The organism is Candidatus Methylacidiphilum fumarolicum, from assembly GCF_949774925.1.
Lineage (GTDB): Bacteria > Verrucomicrobiota > Verrucomicrobiia > Methylacidiphilales > Methylacidiphilaceae > Methylacidiphilum > Methylacidiphilum fumarolicum.
The window spans coordinates 1,531,070-1,549,422 of the sequence record NZ_OX458932.1 but is presented as its reverse complement, the minus strand read 5'-3'; the positions used below and the strand labels follow the sequence as shown (position 1 = coordinate 1,549,422).

Genomic DNA, 18,353 nt, shown 5'->3' with positions numbered 1-18,353 from the left:
TGTATCTTATTTTTAAATTTTTAAGAGCTTTAATGCTACCAATCGAGTTGATCGAATCCTTTGTTCACATAACCTCCAAGATACTTCCCATTGTCATTCATTGAGGGGCCAGGATAACCAATAGCTGTCCATACCCCTTTATTGTTGTAGAAGGTAGAAAGGATCTGATTGAGAAGGTCCTGAAATATCTTTTGGTCTTCTGTTTTTTTGACTATATTAGTTCCATCCGGCAATGAAAGCAGGTAGAAGTCTTTTTTGGTTAATTCTTGAGCGTATTTTTGCAGCAAATCCAAGTAGGCTTCTAGTTTGTGTTTTTTATTGGAATCTGTGTTGGTAGACCAACTTTCAAGGAGGTTATGATACGAGATGTTCCTTGCCTTTTCAAAGATCTCTCCCTGATGAGGAACAACGATTGCTATAAACTTCTGGAGGTTTTTTTGTTGAAGATCATTAAGAAAGTTATTTTGAACATTATTTTCAATCAGCTTGGATGTTCCAAAAAAAGAAGGGTTTACGGAACAACAACTTGAACTAAGTAATTGTTGTTTTTTTTCTACGAAAAAGAGAGCACCAATAAAATAAAAGAAGAATTTTCTTCTAGATATTTTCATAATTGAACCTTTGTATCTATCCAATCAAAAGTTCACTCCTTTTTCTTGTCTTCTTGTATCAGTTCAATTTCATAGCCATCCGGGGCATCAATGAATGTAAAATACTGTCCGTTTTCAGCTTTTTGAATTTCATCAGTAAATGGCCATCCCATTTGCTTGCATTTGATGCGAGCTGCTTCAAGGTCATTAACAGAAAAAGCCAGATGCGTTAAGTCTGGAGGTACGATGACTTTTCCACTATCAGGATACTCACAGAGTTCAAGCAGTGTTCCATTTTCTGGAGCTTGTAAAAAAACCAATTTAGAGCCTCTTGGAGAAGTAATCCTTCCGACTTCTTTAAGGCCAAGAAAATTGACAAAATAAAAGAGTGCTTTTTCCAAATTCGAGACACGATATCTGACATGTAAAAAACGATGAACCATTAATCCTCCTTCCTTTTAGTTCGATTCAGAGCAAAAAATGTGCCATCTGAGAAATACAGGAAGAAATGACAAAATCCGTGTTAATGAAATGCTGCAGATGATGCATTTAGCTATGCAATATGTAGCAATATGCAACAGTAACAGAAAAAATTTCAGCTTTATTTTCCAAAGGAATGTACGCACTAATCCTCAATGAAAGAAAAATGTTAAAATTGGCATACCTTATGCTCGAAAAAATATGTCTAAGCGTACAGACGCAAAAAAAAAAAAAGAAAAACAAAAAAGGAGGATAGTATATGGCTAATGAAAGAGTAGCAACAGTTGGAGCAATGGATGTATCAGCCGTTGCTGAACTGGTGCCTAAAAAGGAATATTTTAATAACTGGAGATTCTATCTTTATTGCATATTGATATCGCTCTTCTATGGAGCTTGCATGCTTTATCAGAGAGCATTTGCGATATCCAAAGGAATTGATTATACCTCACAGGACTTCCAGACTTATTGGATGAATCTTTTCTGGGGTATAACAATAATGAATGTTATCATTTGGGGACTGACATGGGGTTGGATTTGGTTTGTCTATAGGGATCGTCATTTAGAACAACTAAATCCCGGAGAGGAATTGAAACGCTGGTACTCTAACTGGCTAATAACCCTTGGAGTGTATGCTTGGTGCTTGGTCTGGGCGGTCTTTTTTGTTGAACAGGATGGAGTATGGCATTCATCCATGATTAGGGACACAGAGTTTACTCCTAGCCATATTTTCAATTTTTATCTTAGCTGGCCTATTTTCATTAACTTTGGGGTGGCCGGATTGATGTTAACCAGAACAAGGCTTCCGGTAATGGGCAAAAAATGGCTGCTGCCATTAGTTATGGAAGTAGCATGGCCGATAATGTTTATTCCATTAATTGGAGAAAACGAATGGGGACATAGTGCCTGGATTTTAGAAGAATGGTTTGCAGCTCCGTTGCACTGGACATTTGTGCCTTTTGCATGGGCTGCTGTTTGGTTCTTAGGCAATGGATTTGACATGTTTCCAAGGATAGCTGCTGTTCTAAAAGCCACCTATTTTGGTGAAAAATGCATGTCTGCTGCAGAGGCAATGGAAAACCCTGAGGAAGCCACCAATCCAGTGCATACATTACCTGGGATGTAATTTTAAAAACATCAATTTCCCCGGTCACCAACTAAAAATAGGAAGGGAGAGTAACAAGGGAGAGCCAACTCTCCCTTCCGCAATACAAAAAAAGGAGAAAAATGCAAACACAGACGATAAAGACTTCCCCAGAACTTCAAAAAGAAGGTTTAGAAGTTGGGAAAAGAATTCAGTTTGTAGCATGGGTTATCATAGGAATGACTGTGACAGTCGGAACATTCGCCTCTCAGTCATTACTAGAAGGAGACTGGAGCTTCTGGATAGATTGGAAAGATCGACGTTATTTTCCAATTTTAGGAGTCATCTCCTATATGTTGATGTTAGTCAGCGTTCAGGCAGCTTGTTGGATTAAAGCTAGACTTCCCATGGGAATGACTCTATGTGCGGTAGGAATCAATCTCTGGCAATGGTTTGAAAGATATGTCAATTGGTGGGGATGGTTCAGTTATCCAATGAATGAATTGTTTCCAGAGACTGTCATTCCGTGTGCCATTGCTGCGGATTGTGTTCTGCTTTTATCTAGAAAACTTCTCTTGACTTATCTTTTTGGTGCCTATGCTTTTGCCTTAACCTTTTACCCTGCTAACTGGGTGATGATTGCTCCATTTCATCAACCCTTAGAAGCCTTAGGCCAAACTTTGAGTCTAGCCGATTACATCGGATTTTCCTATGTCCGTTCTGCCATTCCTGAGTATTTAAGAATGATTGAAAGTGGGACTCTTCGGACCTTTGAAGGGGGAGCCTTAGGCCCAGCCATATTCTTCAGTGGTGTTGTTGGTATTTTTATATATGCAATTTTTTGGTGGATTGGAGATCAGTGCACCAGAAATCGTTGGGTAAAGAAGATATAAATATCAGAGCATTCAAGAAAAAACGCTAAAGGGGAAAAAATTGCCATGAAAATAAATAATTACTCTATAAACACATTAATATTAGCATGTACTGTAATAATTGCAATTATTGCTTCGTCTTGCCTTTATGCCTCTGGAATAGGGGAAAGAGCTCAGGAAGCAATTCTGAGGATGCGAACAGCCCAATTTTACGATGTTCGCTTCTCTTCGAATCATCTGAAAGTAGGGGAAGATCTTGTAGTTACTGGAAAAGTCATGATTTTGCCTATATGGCCGCATGAACTTGGTTTTTCTGGTATTGCCTATATCAATTTCTTTGAACCCGGCCCCAGGCTTGTCCGCAAGGAAACTGTCGTAAATGGCCAGCCAGTGTTTTCCAGCATGATCGTAAAGCTTGGAGACACCTATGACTTTAAAGAAGTATTGACCGCGCGTAGACCAGGTACTTGGCCAGTAGGGGTAACCATGAATATTAAAGATATTGGCCCCATCGTAGGGCCTTCCATTAAAGTCACGATCGATCCTTCCTCTGCTCCATTTACAAATACAGTCCAAACCTTGTCCGGACAATCCATTAATCTTGAAAACTATGGATTAAGTCGAGCCATGGGATGGTCCTTCCTTTGGGTATTGTTAGGAATAGGATGGCTCTATTATTGGCTTATTCTTAAGCCAACAGCTCCAAGACTAGGGCTTGCCTACTTGGAAAAAGAGGACGAATTGGTTACCAAGCAAGATCAAAAGTTTGGATTCTTATTCTTGGCTATTGTTATTGTACTAGTATTTGGTGGGGCTTTTATTACCTCCAAACAGTTTCCAATTGTTATACCCCTCCAAAAAACCTTTGTTAGAATTAATCCCTTGCCAAAGGAATCAACATTTGTTGAGGCAAAAGTCAGTAAAGCAACCTATTATGTTCAGCAACGGAGCCTCGATTTTGATTTAATTGTAACCAATAAAGGAAATGAAAAAGTTTATTTGCGACGGTTTCAAACAGCTAATGTTGCCTTTCTGAATCCGGCTGCTCCCGACAATCAATGGCCAGCCGATTCGCCAGAAGTCAATGGCGGAGAATTGCAAATTACTCCCAATGAACCCATTCTGCCTGGTGAAACAAAACAGTTACACATAAAAGCTCAAGGTGCAGCTTGGGAAGTAGAAAGACTATCTACAATTTATAAGGAATCCTCCAGTAGGTTTGGTGGTCTCATCTTTTTCGGAGATACAGCAGGGAATAGAAATATTATCGCTATAGCAGATCAGTTTGTCGTTCCAGTCTTTCAATAATGTATATTTCAATGAAACATAATTATATATATAGATGCATATCTGTAATAATAATTATGTATGTTGTTGTATGTAAATGTGCTATATCGAATTGTGAAACGTATGATAAGTGTGGATTTGTGGTCAATAATTACTTTGCGGCTCATTTTACAATCTATCCAGAGTATCCTCTACCATATAAGCGAGGATGTTTTATGAATGCTTATTGCAACAAAATCCCACATAGTGGTATGGTTTCATTAGTATACGATATAGTAGGAATCGGTAATATTTTAAATGATCATAAGATAAACATATATATTACATATAAAAATGAACCTGATAAATATCTTTATTCATGGTCAGAAGTTCCGGTAAACGGTGTAATATGGAAGCGTGTTTATCTTAAGCCAGGATCATATATATCTAAAATAAATATATTCTGTGATCAAGGAATAATAACAAAACTTAATCAATATGGCATCCTCATTGAAGATAAAAATGTTAATTTTGTATTTCCATTTATAGTAAATAGTGGAAATATATTGTCATGGATTAAATATAAAATTATGATAATTCCAATAATAGCCATTATAATATGTATTATTATTGGAATAATATTCCGAGTGGTGCAAAAAAATAACAACTATGTGAAAAATTGATATAATGGGGAATAATATGAATTATAAATCTGTATATAATACTATAGATTATATTTTATGGTATAATCAAATAACATTAGAAAATATTGCTGAAGTAGGGGGTAAAAATGCTTCGCTTGGAGAGATGATGAAAGAATTATCACCATTTGGAATAAAGATACCAAACGGTTTTGCTATAACATCATGGGCTTATGAACAATTTATAAGCTATAATAATATTAGAGATATCATAGATCATAAATTACAAGATATAAACTATTCTGACATAAATAATGTTAAAGAAGCTAGTAAATATATTAGAAATATTATTATTAATTCTAAATTTCCCTATAAATATAAAAAGGCTATAATTAGCGCCTATAATTATCTATCTAAAGATTCGCGTATAGAAGATGTTGATGTGGCTGTCAGATCTAGTGCGAATGTAGAAGATCTTCCACTAGCAAGTTTTGCTGGCCAACAAGATACCTATCTCAACATTAAAGGTAAAGCAAATCTTTTAAATGCTATCAAACTATGCTACGCATCGCTCTATACGGAACGAGCCATAATATATAGAAAAGAGATGGGATATGAACACATTAATATATCCATGTCCGTTGGGGTTCAAAGAATGGTTCGTTCCGATCTTGCCTGTTCTGGTGTCATGTTTACTCTTGATCCTGAATCGGGCTTTAAAAAAGTCATCCTCATTAATGCTTCTTATGGATTAGGTGAAAATATTGTCCAAGGTGTAGTCACCCCTGATGAATACTGTGTTTTTAAATCTACTTTAATGAAAGGCTATAAGCCAATTATTCAGAAAAAATTGGGGAGTAAGGATATCAAACTGGTCTACGACATCGATGGCGAACGATTAATGAAGGGTACTTATGTTAAAAATGTACCTGTCCCAATTGAAGATAGAAACAAGTATGTATTATCAGACTCTGAAATATTAACTCTTAGTAGATGGGCATGTATTATAGAAGAACATTATACTCGCAAGAATGAACGCAGTACGCCCATGGATATTGAATGGGCAAAGGATGGTATCAGTGGTGAGCTTTTTATTCTTCAAGCAAGACCCGAAACAATCCATCGAGGACAAAATAAAAAAACTATTCAGGTCTATCAATTAAAAACCAAAGGCAAGGTTCTTGTCGAAGGGAAAGCGGTTGGGGAAAAAATAGCGCAAGGAAAAGTTCGAATCATCCAAGACCTACAACAAATGGATCAATTTCAACCAGGGGAGGTGCTGGTCATAGAAAAAACTGATCCTGATTGGGAACCAGTAATAAAGAAAGCGGCAGCAATTGTAACAGATAGGGGAGGCAGAACCTGTCATGCAGCTATTGTTAGTAGGGAACTTGGTGTACCAGCAGTCGTTGGAACAGAAAATGCCACCAAGCTGCTTCAAAACGGATCGTTTGTAACGGTTAGCTGCGCAGAAGGGGAAATTGGGAAAGTCTACGAAGGGGATATTCCGTATACGATTGAAAAGATCAATCTCATGGAAATCCCTCGTCCAAGAACAAAGATTATGATGAATGTGGGTAATCCTCATAAAGCCTTTGATTTTTCTTTTCTTCCTAATGATGGAGTGGGTCTAGCTCGCCAAGAATTTATCCTTACAAATTATGTCAAGGTTCATCCCATGGCCTTGGTGCACTTTGATCGGCTCAGGGAAGGACCTGAAAAAATGAAAATTCGGCAACTAACAGAAAATTATCCACAGAAAACTGACTACTTTGTCGATAAACTAGCCGAAGGTATCGGATTAATCGCTGCGGCCTTTTTCCCAAAGGATGTCATTGTTAGGCTTAGTGATTTCAAATCCAATGAATATTCCAATTTGTTAGGTGGCACAGACTTTGAACCCATTGAAAGAAATCCAATGCTTGGTTTTCGAGGAGCCTCTCGCTATTACCACCCTCGCTATCAACAAGGATTTGCTTTGGAATGTCTGGCCCTTAAGAAAGCCAGGGAAACCTTTGGTCTTTTGAATATTAAGATAATGATTCCAATGGTTAGAACTGTAACAGAAGGCAAAAGAGTCATAGAGGAGTTAGAAAAAAATGGGCTAAGAAGAGGTGAAAACGGCTTGGAGATATTCATGATGTGTGAAATACCAAGCAACGTCATTTTAGCTGAAGAATTCTGTGAAATATTTGATGGCTTTTCGATTGGTTCCAATGATCTGACTCAGTTGGTTCTTGGTGTGGATAGAGATTCTGAAATTATTGCTTCCCTTTATGACGAACGGAATGAAGCTGTTAAAAGATTAATCGCTTCCATGATTCAAATAGCCAAAAAGAACAAAAGAAAAATTGGGATATGTGGGGAAGCACCAAGCAATTATAAGGATTTTTTAGAATTTCTTATAAAAGAAGGTATAGATAGTATATCTGTTAATCCTAATTCTATATACTCTACACTCTTAAAAGCTTCAGAAATAGAAACTAATATAAATAAATAAAATAAATAGGAGGTATATGAAAACTATAATGAGGTTATATAAACAGATGTATATGAAATTCATATATATTATATTGTTTGTATGTATTATAATATTAAATAATGCAACTCTTCTTGCTAATACAAGTGATAGCCTATCAGATGATCAGAGCGAAGGAGATCAATCAAAAACCTATTTAGAGCATAGGAAGCAACTCTTAGAAAATAATGAAATCAGCAAGCCTAAACCTTATCATCTCTTCGTTCTTGGTGGTTTTGGACCTGCTTTTCCCTATTCTGGATCTTCAACTTTAAATGGAATGACAACAGATTTTGCAAAAAACTACTCCTATGTTCCAGCAGTTGAAGTTGGAGTGCTGTGGTATGATCCTTCTCGGTGGAAACATTTAACATTCGGTATTGCATTTGTCGGTGCTTTTTTAGGCAATCAGAGCTTGTCCTATGTCCAAGGATTACAAAAAATGGATAATAATTCTGCAATAGGAGGCTTCTTAGGCCTATCTGCCATTGTGGGATATGTTACTGGAAAATTTGTTCCTTACATCGGAATGGCAGGAGGTGGTGTGGTCTTGAGTTTAGAAAGCAGTAATGCCTATTTGGGCTCTGTGTGGGGAAGTTGGTATTCTCCAGTATTAGGGTTTAATTATTTAATAGACAAGCATTGGTTTACCGGTGCCACGTTATTCTGGCTCTTTGATCAGAATCTCAATGGATACCATAATTCTAAGGCTGGTATTAATTCTTTTAATCTGAATCAAGTTTATGAACCCCTACTTACAGCCAATATAGGATTCATGTTCTAAAACAATGTATGGTATCTGGATTAATACTATAAAAATACCTTCTTACCTGCCTGTTAAGAAAAAAGAAAAAGCTTGAGTAATGGAAGACTAAAAGAGAAATTCTGACCGCTTCCTTAGGATTCTTTTCTATTTTTTTTCTTTCTTAAAAGAGGAACAAAGCTTTTGAAATACGATAAGAAGAATTTTTCTTGTCGTATTTCTTCTTTTCTGCTCGATCCTTTTTACTTGTATAACCTATGCAATAAGCATATGGATTGAGATAGTAGTCTTTTGATAGTTTGTGAGGCGATCTTCAGATAGGACAAAAAGAATCCGTTATGAAAATCTATGTCTTTTTTTATTCGATGTATGGTCATATTTATAAAATGGCCGAAGCGGTAGCTCAAGGAGCGAGATCGGTAGCTGGAGCTCATGTAGAATTGCGACGTGTCCCTGAAACCTTACCAGAAGCCGTGCTACATAAGATGGGTGCTATAGAGCCTCAAAAAGCCTTTGCGCGTGTACCTATATGTTCTATTGAAGAGCTTGGTGAAGCCGATGCTATCATTTTTGGAACTCCTACAAGATTTGGTAATATGTGCGGTCAGATGAGGCAATTTTTGAATGCAGCTGGAAAACTTTGGTTGTCAGGTAAGCTTATCGGAAAAGTGGGAAGCGTCTTTTGTAGTTCCAATACTCAACATGGTGGCCAAGAGACAACATTGTTAACCTTCATGGTTACTTTGCTGCATTTGGGAATGGTCATCGTAGGACTACCTTATTCTTTTACTGGACTAATGGCAGTGGATGAAGTTGCTGGCTGTTCTCCTTATGGAGCTTCAACCATAGCTGGAGGTGCTGGAGAAAGAATGCCTAGCGAGATTGAATTGGCTGGAGCTAAATTCCAAGGAAAACATGTTGCTTCCATTGCGGCAAAACTGGTTAGATAATTCGTATGGCTTATCAGCCAATTGAAAATCACCCCATCATTGGAGATATGCACACTGTGGCCTTAGTGGCCATGGATGGGTCGATTGATTGGTTGTGCATTCCTTATTTTGATTCCCCAAGCGTCTTTGCCGTAGCTGATCCTTGATGAATTCCCATATTTTTGGAAGGGCATCTGAAGAGCGAGTTTTGGTTACAATCTTTCCACGGTTGGAAGGAAGGGCATCGAGAATAGAAAAGTCTAAATCACCATAGAGGGATAAGGCCAGTGTTCTGGGGATAGGAGTTGCTGTCATCGTCAATATGTCAGGATAGACCCCTTTTTTGGCAAGGCTGCTGCGCTGTGCAACTCCAAATTTATGCTGCTCATCGATGATGATTAAACCCAGGGATTGTGGATCGAAAGAGCGAAAGAGTAGTGCATGAGTCCCAACGAACACTTTACCTGGAAGAGCAGTCGAAGAAGACTCTCCTTTGAAAAGAGGATAGGGGCTCTGGTTTGTAGATGCTAATTCTCCATTTTGCTTTGATTCTTTGCCTACATAGAAAATGGGAATGTGCAAAGAGGTTAGCCAATTTTTTAAGGTCAAATAGTGCTGACTAGCCAGAGTGCTTGTAGGTGACATAAATAAAACGTCTTGGCCTCTTTCAACTGTTTTTATGGCAGCGTATACAGCCACGAGAGTTTTGCCCGATCCCACATCACCCATAAGTAGCCTATTCATGGGGGTGGAAGCTTCCAGATCGTGATCGATTTCTGCGATTGCTTTTTTCTGAGCTGAAGTTGGAACGAAAGGAAGAGAAGCAAAAAAAGTCGAGCAAAGAGAAAGTCGTTTAGTGGGCCTTTGGATTTTGATTTTTGATCTAGTTAATTTTCTGTAGGCCATGCGAAGCTGCTCAACGAAAAATTCATGATAGGCGATCCGATCCCTGCACTGTTGAATTTGAGAAAAAAAGTCTGGGAAATGCACTTTTTTAATGGCAAAGGCAAGAGTGGGAAGCTTAAGGTTCTCAGGCAATGGATAAGGGTCAGTAGACTCAAGATTAATTTTCTGGAGTTGTGCATGCATGATTTGCCGAAAAACTTTTTGAGAGAGTCCCGAAGTCGTTGAATAGATGGGGACAATTCGGAATAAATTAAGGGAAGAGGAAAGCTCCTTTTCTTCTTCGAACGGCTCGACTTCCGGCTGCCACATCGTCCATTTTCCTTTGTATAGCCGCACTGTTCCATAGACAGCAAGTTTTTGGCCCACTGAAAGGTAGTGTGGTAAGGTTTTCCAAAACCAGATACAAACCAGTTGTTCCCTCTGATTGCTGAAAGAAAGAAGGTTGATCTTAACAGTTGCTCTGGCCTTAAGTTGTCCTTTTTGAACAACCGTGATTGTTCCTTTAAACAGTAGAGTTTCATTTTCAGCCACCTCAAATAAAGATTTTTGCTCGCTGCGGTTCTCATACCGAAAAGGCAAATAAAGAAGAAGGGTTTTTTTAGATACTATCCCAAGTTTTTCGAGTAGCCTGGCCCGTTTTATTCCAATATGGGCTTCCTTTACAAGTTCGTTCATCTGTTTTGGTTAGTTCAATTTGGTTAAGTTCAATATAGCATAAGCGATGTTAAGAGTTTCTTATCTTCTTCGTTTGATGTAAAACCGGCGCGGGAATACCCATCCCCATTAGTGGATTGAGATGAGAGCGCCGCACTCAAGAATTAGAGCTATTTGCCTTGACGTTCCGCAATGAATCGGCGGGTGACTTCCGCTGATACGGTCCCAGCTGTTCCCACATAATAGGATTGCGTCCTTAGATGTTCCCGGCGATACCCAATGTTTTTGAGCTTCGGAAACCTTTTTCGAGAGCCACGCAGAACGTGTAACTCTTGAGGAGTCCCACGATCGCTGAAGTCGCTCAACGAGGCGGGGCCGATACGAAGCGATGCCCATGGTCGACGTCCTTTTCCAAAGCTGGCAGCCGGAAGCCGTGCTACCGCCAGCATTTGGCGATCAGAGCCTTGCAGGCTACCCCCACCTCGCCTGAGTGGATTCTGCGTTAGTATTTTAGTATCCATACGAAGGGATAGGCGAGCTGATAGTGCGGCCATTGCGTTTTTCCAGTTTGCAATGGATCAGTCATAGCGCGAAGATAACACCTATGGAACGGATCCGCCTCCTATCCCTAAAGCGTATCTCCAGAAGATAGGCTCCCATCATCCGAAAAGGCCAGATGGATGCGGCCAAGGTCTGGATGGTCTGTCATGACATGCATCTCGAGGCTTACCAGACGAATGCACCATGACCTGGAGATAGAGAATACCACAAAGCTACCACGTAGGCTGCAGCGGCCATCCGCTATCCATATAAGGGCAAGCGCTATTTCCCCTCTGATGCAGCCGGTCTAAGCAATGGGAATGGAGGAAAAGCGGAGCGTTCTCTCTATGGGACGAGGAGGGTCGTTTCTAATATTATCGCGTCCCGCTTGGCTTTTGCGCAAATCCGCTTGCCTGATCCTCTGGAATGATCTGCCCAACGAATGGCACCTAGCCCTGGTTGAATCGGCACTCGCTTCGGACTCGCAAGGGACCACGGAAAGGCATGCGCTGGGGAACCTTGGTCGGATCCACCAGACTGCCGCAGTCTCCAACAATGGGGGGGTAGCCTGGTCGTTTCCGGGCAAGGCTAGCGCACCATCAAGCGGTTGTCCAGCAAGCAACTTTGCAAAATCCAGAAAAAGCGGTCCCGATGCAGGAAGGGCAGCCGGCGATTGCGCAAGCTCGGACGAGCCAGAGCGAAGTGCATACTGCGTTATAAACGCAGGCATCTCGACCTGCGCCATCAAGGCATCCGTAAAGTCGTGGACTTCTGCCTGTATCATGGAATTCAGTCCATATTTGCAGACAATCCGGATAGCGTTCGTCGCGGCTCCTGCGGGTGCGATCATGACCAGCGGATCAGCCAGTGGGAATATGGCAAGGAGGTAGACTATTTGATACAGAAGAGGGAGCAAACCCACATCGGGTGCTTTACTGGGGATGAACGGGGAAGGCCCTGCTGCTGTTCAGAAGGTGGCCATCGCCATAAGCCCAAAGGACGGAATGGGCGAGGTCAGAAATGAGGCTTGCAGGGCCACCGGGATGAATAACCGGCAGCCGGGAGGCAGTAGTAGCCTGGACAGGGGCCAAAGTTGTCTAGCTGAAGCATGGCTTCAACCTCCACCAGTTCGTCGGCGGATTCCCAACGAAGACTGCCCACAAGCTGTGCCTACTAGCTAGAAGCTCGCCTGCTCTAGCGGATTGAGAGTGTCTCTACATTGAGAATAATTTGCTAAAGAATATAATTTGATTGGATATATGGGGTCTTAGCACAGTTGGTAGAGCGCCTCAATGGCATTGAGGAGGTCAGGGGTTCTAATCCCCTAGGCTCCACCATATTGACTTAAATATTGTTTGAATCTTTTTCTCTTTTTAGCAGTAGAAATAATGATGGATATAGGATGTTCCTCCTAGCAGAGAGGAAGGTCTCATCAATAAAATGCAAAAACTAACGACAATTTTGATTCATTTGATCGAAAGTTCTTTAAAAGGACTTGATTTTAAAATTTATATGAGATAGTTCCTTGGATCCAGAATGGCAGACCGGGAACAATAGATGTATAATCCAATTCTCTGGTGGGAGACATTCCCACCCCTGCAGGGAGCCAATATTTTTGGTTGGTGAAATTAAAAACATTAAGCCGTGATTCCCATTTAGGGCTAGAATAGAAAAAAGAACTATTCAAGATAAATTGTAAAGGAATTCTGGTTCGATAATCATACCCTAGATACTGATCGGAAAGAACAAGAGCTCCAACGGTTAAACCGAATCCAGAGTCAAATTTATAGGTTATCATTCCACTATAAACCTGATCTGGCCATCCGATCAAAGCGTATTTCCCAGGAGAGAAAGTCCCATTGTTGTTGAGGGGAAGACCGTAGAGTCTTGCAAAATTGGTGGAATATGTTTGAGCCATTTCTGGTCCTTCAGGAAAACCGCTCCAATCTTCTACGCCCTGCTCAAGAAGATAACCCATTCTTATCCAGAAATGTCTGTTCGGCTGATAAGTTAGATTAGCTTCAAGGCCTTGAAAAGAAGCTGGAGTCGAAGGAAATTCAATATTTCCCAAAAAAGTGTCTTCGGAAAATCCAGACATGGAAAGATACAATCTGTCGTGAAGAAGATTAAATTTAACCCCACCTTCTATGAGTTGGTTCAGCAGATGAAAAGCGGTGGCTGGAAAGATAGGAGAGTATCCTCCGCCACCTGAAGCATTGGTTGTGTATTGCCAGTTGTAATTGAAATAAAGACTTATGCGCTGAGTCGGTCTATAAGTAATAGCGGCATTGACGAGTGGATTGAGTTGCGTAGTGTTGAGTGATTGAAACAAAAAAGTTGGGGTGCCAGGTGGTGTTTGTGAATGGATAAAATAACTATCCATTCTTGCTCCGATAAAAAGGATGATTTTTTCATTAAGATCCATTTGATGCTGATAGAAGGGGGAAAGACGAAAAAATTTGGTCTGGTTGGTTTCATCATTGAGAGGAATAAAAAATCCACCAGCTGGAGCACCTGGTATTGGATAAAGACCAAAGTTAGCGAAGTTATTGGACAAAAGAAAGTTGAATAATTGTGGGTTTTCTGTGATAGCATCCCAGCTGTTTCCTAGATAGACCTCGGATTGATAATCAAGAGTGCGTTGAAAACGAAATTCGAAACCTGAATCAATAAAATGTTTAAGAAGAAAAGTATTTGTACTATGATGGAAATCTGAATTGAAATTGGCTCTAATTTCAGTTCGGTTGTCGATTTCGTAATCACCCTTAAAGACATTGGCTTCGTAAGTTTCAAAACGGATAGCTGTTTGGTCTTGGTACCAGAAAAAACTGTTATTCACTATGTCTAAATTGTCGCTTACATGCACTCTTTGAATAACTTGACTCATGGCAACAGTAGCTTGGCCAATGTCAGCTGGATATTTCACAGTGGCTCTCCGACTTATTGGAAATTCTGAATTCAAATAGGTATTTGCAGGAGGATTGTGTTCGGTTCCAGCAATAACCTGAGAAGGAGGTAAAAATCCAGTAAGATAAAGCCCATTGTTGATAAGGGATTGAGTTGGCCTATTAAGGAGCAATTCAATCGGAGTATAATCAGCTATGCCAAAATCCGAATAAAAATCGATTTGATAATTTTCTGTGGGTCTATAACCAAGTGCGAAATAAAAATTTTGTTGTTCATTGCGGACGTATTGATAATAGAGCCTATTATCGATCCCCATGTAACTTGCCCTGTAAGCAAGTTTTCCTTCCTGGATTGGCCCTCCTATATCAGCTCCCCACATGTAGTTTTCATACATTCCGGTCGTATTCCAAACGTTCCCTCTGAATTTATCGAAATAGGGTTGTTTTGTGATGTAATTTATATATCCATTGGATGGCTGAGTGGCGCCGAAAACTGCTCCTGGAGGACCTTCAACAAGGTCGAAACTTTCCACCATATTAAAATTCCATGGAGGGTTGAAAAATCCATCGTTATTCACGTTTTGCTCTATACCGTTGATAAAGGTAAGACCAGGTTTTCCTCGAATAATAGGTGAAGACATTTCGTAGAGTTCTGAAGCATCAAACTGGGCTGCTGGGCTGATCATGGTGATACTTAGAGGATCAGGCCATCCTTGAGAACCGATCCCTGCGGATTGCATTAGTGTTTTATTTATTGGAGTCACGGTTCTTGGGGTATCCATAATGTTGAAAGGTGTTCCATAAACAGAAGTGATGGATTGATTGGTTTGGAGAATAGATTCTGCTTTGGATGCTTCGACTGTTACTTCTGGAAGGCTTGATACAGGATAAGAGTTTAAAGGTTCAGCTTTGCTCTCAATAGGCGATAGAAAAGAATGTTGTATCAGAAAAACAAACTCTAAGGTTAGGAAAAAGGAAGAATAATAATAATTCTCTTTTAAGAAAAAAAAGAACCTTCTCATGCATAAAAATAATAGGGTTAGTAGGGATTGCTTTCTAATTCTCTATTGTTCAATTTTTAGCTCTTTTTTGCACGAATCGAGATTATTATTATTTGTTGAGAGTTATTAACTCTACCGTCATAAAATGGATTTTCTGGTCGCATAAGAATCAAAGAATTATTTTTCTCTTCCTATGCGTGTAGACAGGTTTTAGAGAAACAAGTTAGGATTGGTCTTACAAAGAGGAAGGGTAACGCAAACAAGAAATAACTTTCGTACTCAAAAGGAATTTGATGCAAGTAAACGTTCAGCCTTTCTATTACCAATACAAGAAAAGACTTTCGACACAAACTTTCCATAGCTCTTATAGCCGATTGCCATGTGAGGGTGGTAGAGTAGTGGAATGAAGCTAATCTTGAAAGAACTTACTTGGATAGCCAAATCTTTTATGGACAGTAACTGATCAAGGCTTTTACCAAAAATACAAGACTAAGCAGTATGGCTGAATGTTTATCAAAACATACAGAATTTTTCATACAGTTTTTTTCCCTAACCTCCAAGAGATGTTTTCGCAAGATGAACAGTAAGTTTCGGCACGATGTTCACCGCTGCCATCTGATCCTGTAGCATCTGATCTGACGCCACAAAGCTGGGACATAGCTTATGGAATCGCACAGATACAAATGTAAGAACAAGCGTTATGGCTAAATCCGTTAAACAGTTTGTTTGCGGGATGGGTATGAGGTTTTGCAGGGGATCATCACTAAGAATAAGTGATGCTTCCTCTGCCTGATAAATTAGACTGTCTCTGCGTTACTTGAATTATATGAAAGGCAGGCTATTCCTTTCACTCCCGTTCTAACTCTATCTTCCTTCTCTTTCACGTTCTTGGGTTTTTGTAGGATACACATGGTGATAGACTGGAAATCCTTGGGATTTCAGCTGCATTTTTATGCCATCATCCACTGCTTTGAGTAAGCCTTTATGACTTTCAAATACAAAATCCGTCGGATAATTTCTTAATTCGCCAGTATACGCATCAGCAGTAACAACATAGGGAAAACCCACTTTCTTTAGTTCTTTTGAAAGATTGGTTTCTCTTTTTATTTCTCCCAAATGGTAAGCTCCTCCCCAATGGATCAATCTTGGACCTGGATAATAAAAATTTCTAGACTGAGCTATTCTTTTGATGTTGCAAAGTCCATACCTACTATCCTCCTTTTTCTCTATGTTGCCTGCCATTCTTTGATCCCTATAATCTACAAATGCTCGTGTTATGTCTTGTGCTACGCCAAAAAATTCATCCATAGGTTCGAATTTAACCTTCAGGTCCTTGTCTTTTTGCTGCCTTTTTGCAACATTGTTTAATCTATCAAAGAAATCCTCAAAAAATTTATCATCTGGACTAAGCCCCGCTTTCTGGAAGGCGTCTGTTATGCGCTGTTTTAGACCTTCGGTTGGGGTTTTCCCTAGCCTGGCACTTTTTCCTGCTTTCTTTAGGTAATCCTCAACCAACTGCTGGCATGCTTCGGGTACCTTTATACTTACATATAAATTTCCTTTTCTTTCCTGCTCTTTCATTTCTCTTGTGCTAATGTCCACCGCATAAACTTCCAAATTGCCACGGTTCAGAACATTATGCCTTACAACCTCTTTGATTACATCGGTCATATGACCCAAATCTAGCTTATGATCTTTTCGATTATGTTCTTTTTCAGTGAGTCTATTTTCAGCCACCCATTCTCTGGTTTTCTCTTCCCTTCTTAAATAAAAATTCTTCTTGTCAACTTGTAGGTAAAGAGTATCTGGGGATTTTTTTATCATTGAATTTATTAATTTTTCTTCCAGCTTATCAACTTTCTTTTCGGCCTCTTCAAACTGCATCTTGCCATCATTATACATTTCATAGATATGGGAGGCTTTCTGCATAAAACGCTTAATCATTGGGTTATAATCCCTAGGTAATTCCAAAGATAACACAAAATGATGCTGACCCAGTTGTGGAAGAGCCTGGAGCAATGATTTATAATGATCACAATTATGTTTTTCACCACAAAGAACTGCTAATGTATTTTTCATATTTTCTTAAAAAGCGAGTGTGTTATTTATCTTTCTTATCTTTCGGCAAAGCTAAAAAGTGTCCTAATCTTTTCTAAGCGTCCTAATCTTTCCTCAGCGTGAAACTGTAGTTCACTCAAGGTATTAGAGTGGAATGTGCACCTGACAGAAATTCGATTGTTACTTCCTTGCTTTGGCAGCTCTAAAGAACCGTTACTTTTCAAGTGCTGATTTTGGAGACCAAAACCTTTTATAAACTCCTCTGGGCTACATGCCACTTTGTTCCCATCAAAAGTTATTGTGATTGTAGTCATTTCGTGCCCTTTAATTGGCTCCAGCTCCCCAAACATTAAAAATGAGATGTTATGATGACCACAATCTCGGAAACTTTCTTCATTTTTGATTGCTACAATTTTTCTAATGGCCCTTTCCTTAGTACTCGGACAAGTATAGACATAAACATCTTTTATATTGTATATCTCCTTATGTGGTAAGTGCTTATTTTTGTAATAATCTTGAGACTTAAAGTTCTTTTTATCTTCAGATATGTCCATTATGATACCATTCATAGAGTGTGTTATCCATGTGACAAGCCTCTTTATCTCCGAGAAGTTGATTGTCTTTTCCCCGATTAAGCTTAAAAGATAATCTTGAGCTCCAAAGAGCCTCGCTGTACAAAGAAAAAATAAGAAAAGGACAAGTATTTCTTTTTTCCAAAGCCAATTTATTTGTTTCATAATATTTTAATAGGAGATTGATTGTTTTCTTGAACCCCTCCTTCCATCACCTCCTCAATCTTAAGAAGGAGAATATACGATTTATCATTTCACAAACGATCGTTTAAGCGGAAGAGAGGCTCCTATCCGCCTTGTGGCAAAACGCAATAACTAAGGAGACCGAGCAAGGAAGAGTAGGGGTGGTGACCGGAATGTAGTAGAGAGCTCGATTAGCATCCCCATCAATTCAGGCCACAGTCCTATGGAAAACAATTGACTACCTATTCCTAGAGTCACAGCCTTTATACAGCAACCTTAAGGGACTTGCTAGTTTCATGGATAGAGGCCCACGCGCTAAATAATATGTGATTATACAATAAAGAGGAGCTACTGATAAAATAGTTCTGTTTCCTTGACTACTTAAAAGCTTAA

13 protein-coding genes, 1 tRNA gene and 2 pseudogenes are annotated in these 18,353 nt (G+C 39.5%); 9 read left to right on the top strand and 7 right to left on the bottom strand.

Annotation, left to right across the window (positions count from 1 at the left end):
• Positions 1-35: 35 nt before the first annotated feature.
• Positions 36-611, bottom strand: a complete 576-nt coding sequence (locus QOL44_RS07145) for a hypothetical protein (RefSeq protein ID WP_009059724.1) — start codon at positions 609-611, stop codon at positions 36-38.
• Between the two features lie 32 nt (positions 612-643).
• Positions 644-1,033 carry a VOC family protein gene (locus QOL44_RS07140; protein WP_009059722.1) on the bottom strand — a complete coding sequence of 130 codons (390 nt, stop codon included), beginning with the start codon at positions 1,031-1,033 and terminating at the stop codon, positions 644-646.
• 296 nt (positions 1,034-1,329) lie between these two features.
• Here QOL44_RS07140 and QOL44_RS07135 point away from each other — a divergent pair, with 296 nt between their 5' ends.
• From QOL44_RS07135 to QOL44_RS11310, 8 genes and pseudogenes are all read left to right on the top strand, one after another.
• Positions 1,330-2,193: a methane monooxygenase/ammonia monooxygenase subunit C gene (locus QOL44_RS07135; RefSeq protein WP_009059720.1), complete on the top strand. Its 864-nt coding sequence runs from the start codon at positions 1,330-1,332 to the stop codon at positions 2,191-2,193.
• A 101-nt stretch (positions 2,194-2,294) separates the two neighbouring features.
• Entirely contained in the window at positions 2,295-3,044 is a 750-nt protein-coding gene (locus QOL44_RS07130) for a methane monooxygenase/ammonia monooxygenase subunit A (RefSeq protein WP_009059718.1), read from the top strand.
• A gap of 45 nt (positions 3,045-3,089) precedes the next feature.
• Positions 3,090-4,331, top strand: coding sequence for a bacterial ammonia monooxygenase, subunit AmoB (gene amoB / locus QOL44_RS07125; RefSeq protein WP_009059717.1), 1,242 nt, complete (start codon positions 3,090-3,092; stop codon positions 4,329-4,331).
• A 194-nt stretch (positions 4,332-4,525) separates the two neighbouring features.
• Positions 4,526-4,972: a hypothetical protein gene (locus QOL44_RS07120; protein WP_134372724.1), complete on the top strand. Its 447-nt coding sequence runs from the start codon at positions 4,526-4,528 to the stop codon at positions 4,970-4,972.
• 16 nt (positions 4,973-4,988) lie between these two features.
• Complete coding sequence (ppsA, locus tag QOL44_RS07115; protein WP_009059712.1) at positions 4,989-7,430, top strand: phosphoenolpyruvate synthase; 2,442 nt, start codon at positions 4,989-4,991, stop codon at positions 7,428-7,430.
• Between the two features lie 16 nt (positions 7,431-7,446).
• A complete protein-coding gene (locus QOL44_RS07110) occupies positions 7,447-8,232 on the top strand; it encodes a hypothetical protein (protein ID WP_009059711.1) in 786 nt (261 codons plus the stop codon).
• Positions 8,233-8,549: 317 nt separating this feature from the next.
• Entirely contained in the window at positions 8,550-9,161 is a 612-nt protein-coding gene (wrbA, locus tag QOL44_RS07105; protein ID WP_045086573.1) for an NAD(P)H:quinone oxidoreductase, read from the top strand.
• A 5-nt stretch (positions 9,162-9,166) separates the two neighbouring features.
• Positions 9,167-9,292: pseudogene (locus tag QOL44_RS11310) on the top strand (trehalase-like domain-containing protein); the annotation flags it as partial.
• Between the two features lie 148 nt (positions 9,293-9,440).
• Here the strand turns inward: QOL44_RS11310 and QOL44_RS07100 are convergent.
• Positions 9,441-10,721 (bottom strand): annotated as a pseudogene (locus tag QOL44_RS07100) (DEAD/DEAH box helicase); the annotation flags it as partial.
• A 149-nt stretch (positions 10,722-10,870) separates the two neighbouring features.
• Positions 10,871-11,254, bottom strand: coding sequence for a hypothetical protein (locus QOL44_RS07095; protein ID WP_045086574.1), 384 nt, complete (start codon positions 11,252-11,254; stop codon positions 10,871-10,873).
• 1,247 nt (positions 11,255-12,501) lie between these two features.
• Between QOL44_RS07095 and QOL44_RS07090 the strand changes: the two genes are divergently transcribed.
• A tRNA-Ala gene (locus tag QOL44_RS07090) sits at positions 12,502-12,577 on the top strand.
• 164 nt (positions 12,578-12,741) lie between these two features.
• On the opposite strand, the gene QOL44_RS07085 is transcribed toward QOL44_RS07090, so the two are convergent.
• The 3 genes from QOL44_RS07085 to QOL44_RS07075 all read right to left on the bottom strand — a co-directional run bounded on the left by QOL44_RS07085 (position 12,742) and on the right by QOL44_RS07075 (position 17,774).
• Positions 12,742-15,168 (bottom strand): TonB-dependent receptor, encoded by a 2,427-nt coding sequence (locus QOL44_RS07085; RefSeq protein ID WP_009061463.1) that lies wholly within the window; start codon positions 15,166-15,168, stop codon positions 12,742-12,744.
• 843 nt (positions 15,169-16,011) lie between these two features.
• A complete protein-coding gene (locus QOL44_RS07080; RefSeq protein ID WP_045086577.1) occupies positions 16,012-17,226 on the bottom strand; it encodes a hypothetical protein in 1,215 nt (404 codons plus the stop codon).
• Between the two features lie 35 nt (positions 17,227-17,261).
• Positions 17,262-17,774, bottom strand: coding sequence for a hypothetical protein (locus QOL44_RS07075; RefSeq protein ID WP_009059693.1), 513 nt, complete (start codon positions 17,772-17,774; stop codon positions 17,262-17,264).
• Positions 17,775-18,353: the final 579 nt, after the last annotated feature.

What these genes read in the sequence shown, in the direction of transcription:
- QOL44_RS07075 (WP_009059693.1), bottom strand. Translation starts at nt 17,774, where the DNA reads ATGAATGGTATCATAATGGACATATCTGAAGATAAAAAGAACTTTAAG.
- QOL44_RS07135 (WP_009059720.1), top strand. Translation starts at nt 1,330, where the DNA reads ATGGCTAATGAAAGAGTAGCAACAGTTGGAGCAATGGATGTATCAGCC.
- QOL44_RS07130 (WP_009059718.1), top strand. Translation starts at nt 2,295, where the DNA reads ATGCAAACACAGACGATAAAGACTTCCCCAGAACTTCAAAAAGAAGGT.
- QOL44_RS07110 (WP_009059711.1), top strand. Translation starts at nt 7,447, where the DNA reads ATGAAAACTATAATGAGGTTATATAAACAGATGTATATGAAATTCATA.
- QOL44_RS07145 (WP_009059724.1), bottom strand. Translation starts at nt 611, where the DNA reads ATGAAAATATCTAGAAGAAAATTCTTCTTTTATTTTATTGGTGCTCTC.
- QOL44_RS07120 (WP_134372724.1), top strand. Translation starts at nt 4,526, where the DNA reads ATGAATGCTTATTGCAACAAAATCCCACATAGTGGTATGGTTTCATTA.
- wrbA (WP_045086573.1), top strand. Translation starts at nt 8,550, where the DNA reads ATGAAAATCTATGTCTTTTTTTATTCGATGTATGGTCATATTTATAAA.
- QOL44_RS07080 (WP_045086577.1), bottom strand. Translation starts at nt 17,226, where the DNA reads ATGAAAAATACATTAGCAGTTCTTTGTGGTGAAAAACATAATTGTGAT.
- ppsA (WP_009059712.1), top strand. Translation starts at nt 4,989, where the DNA reads ATGAATTATAAATCTGTATATAATACTATAGATTATATTTTATGGTAT.
- QOL44_RS07085 (WP_009061463.1), bottom strand. Translation starts at nt 15,168, where the DNA reads ATGAGAAGGTTCTTTTTTTTCTTAAAAGAGAATTATTATTATTCTTCC.
- QOL44_RS07095 (WP_045086574.1), bottom strand. Translation starts at nt 11,254, where the DNA reads ATGGCCGCACTATCAGCTCGCCTATCCCTTCGTATGGATACTAAAATA.
- amoB (WP_009059717.1), top strand. Translation starts at nt 3,090, where the DNA reads ATGAAAATAAATAATTACTCTATAAACACATTAATATTAGCATGTACT.
- QOL44_RS07140 (WP_009059722.1), bottom strand. Translation starts at nt 1,033, where the DNA reads ATGGTTCATCGTTTTTTACATGTCAGATATCGTGTCTCGAATTTGGAA.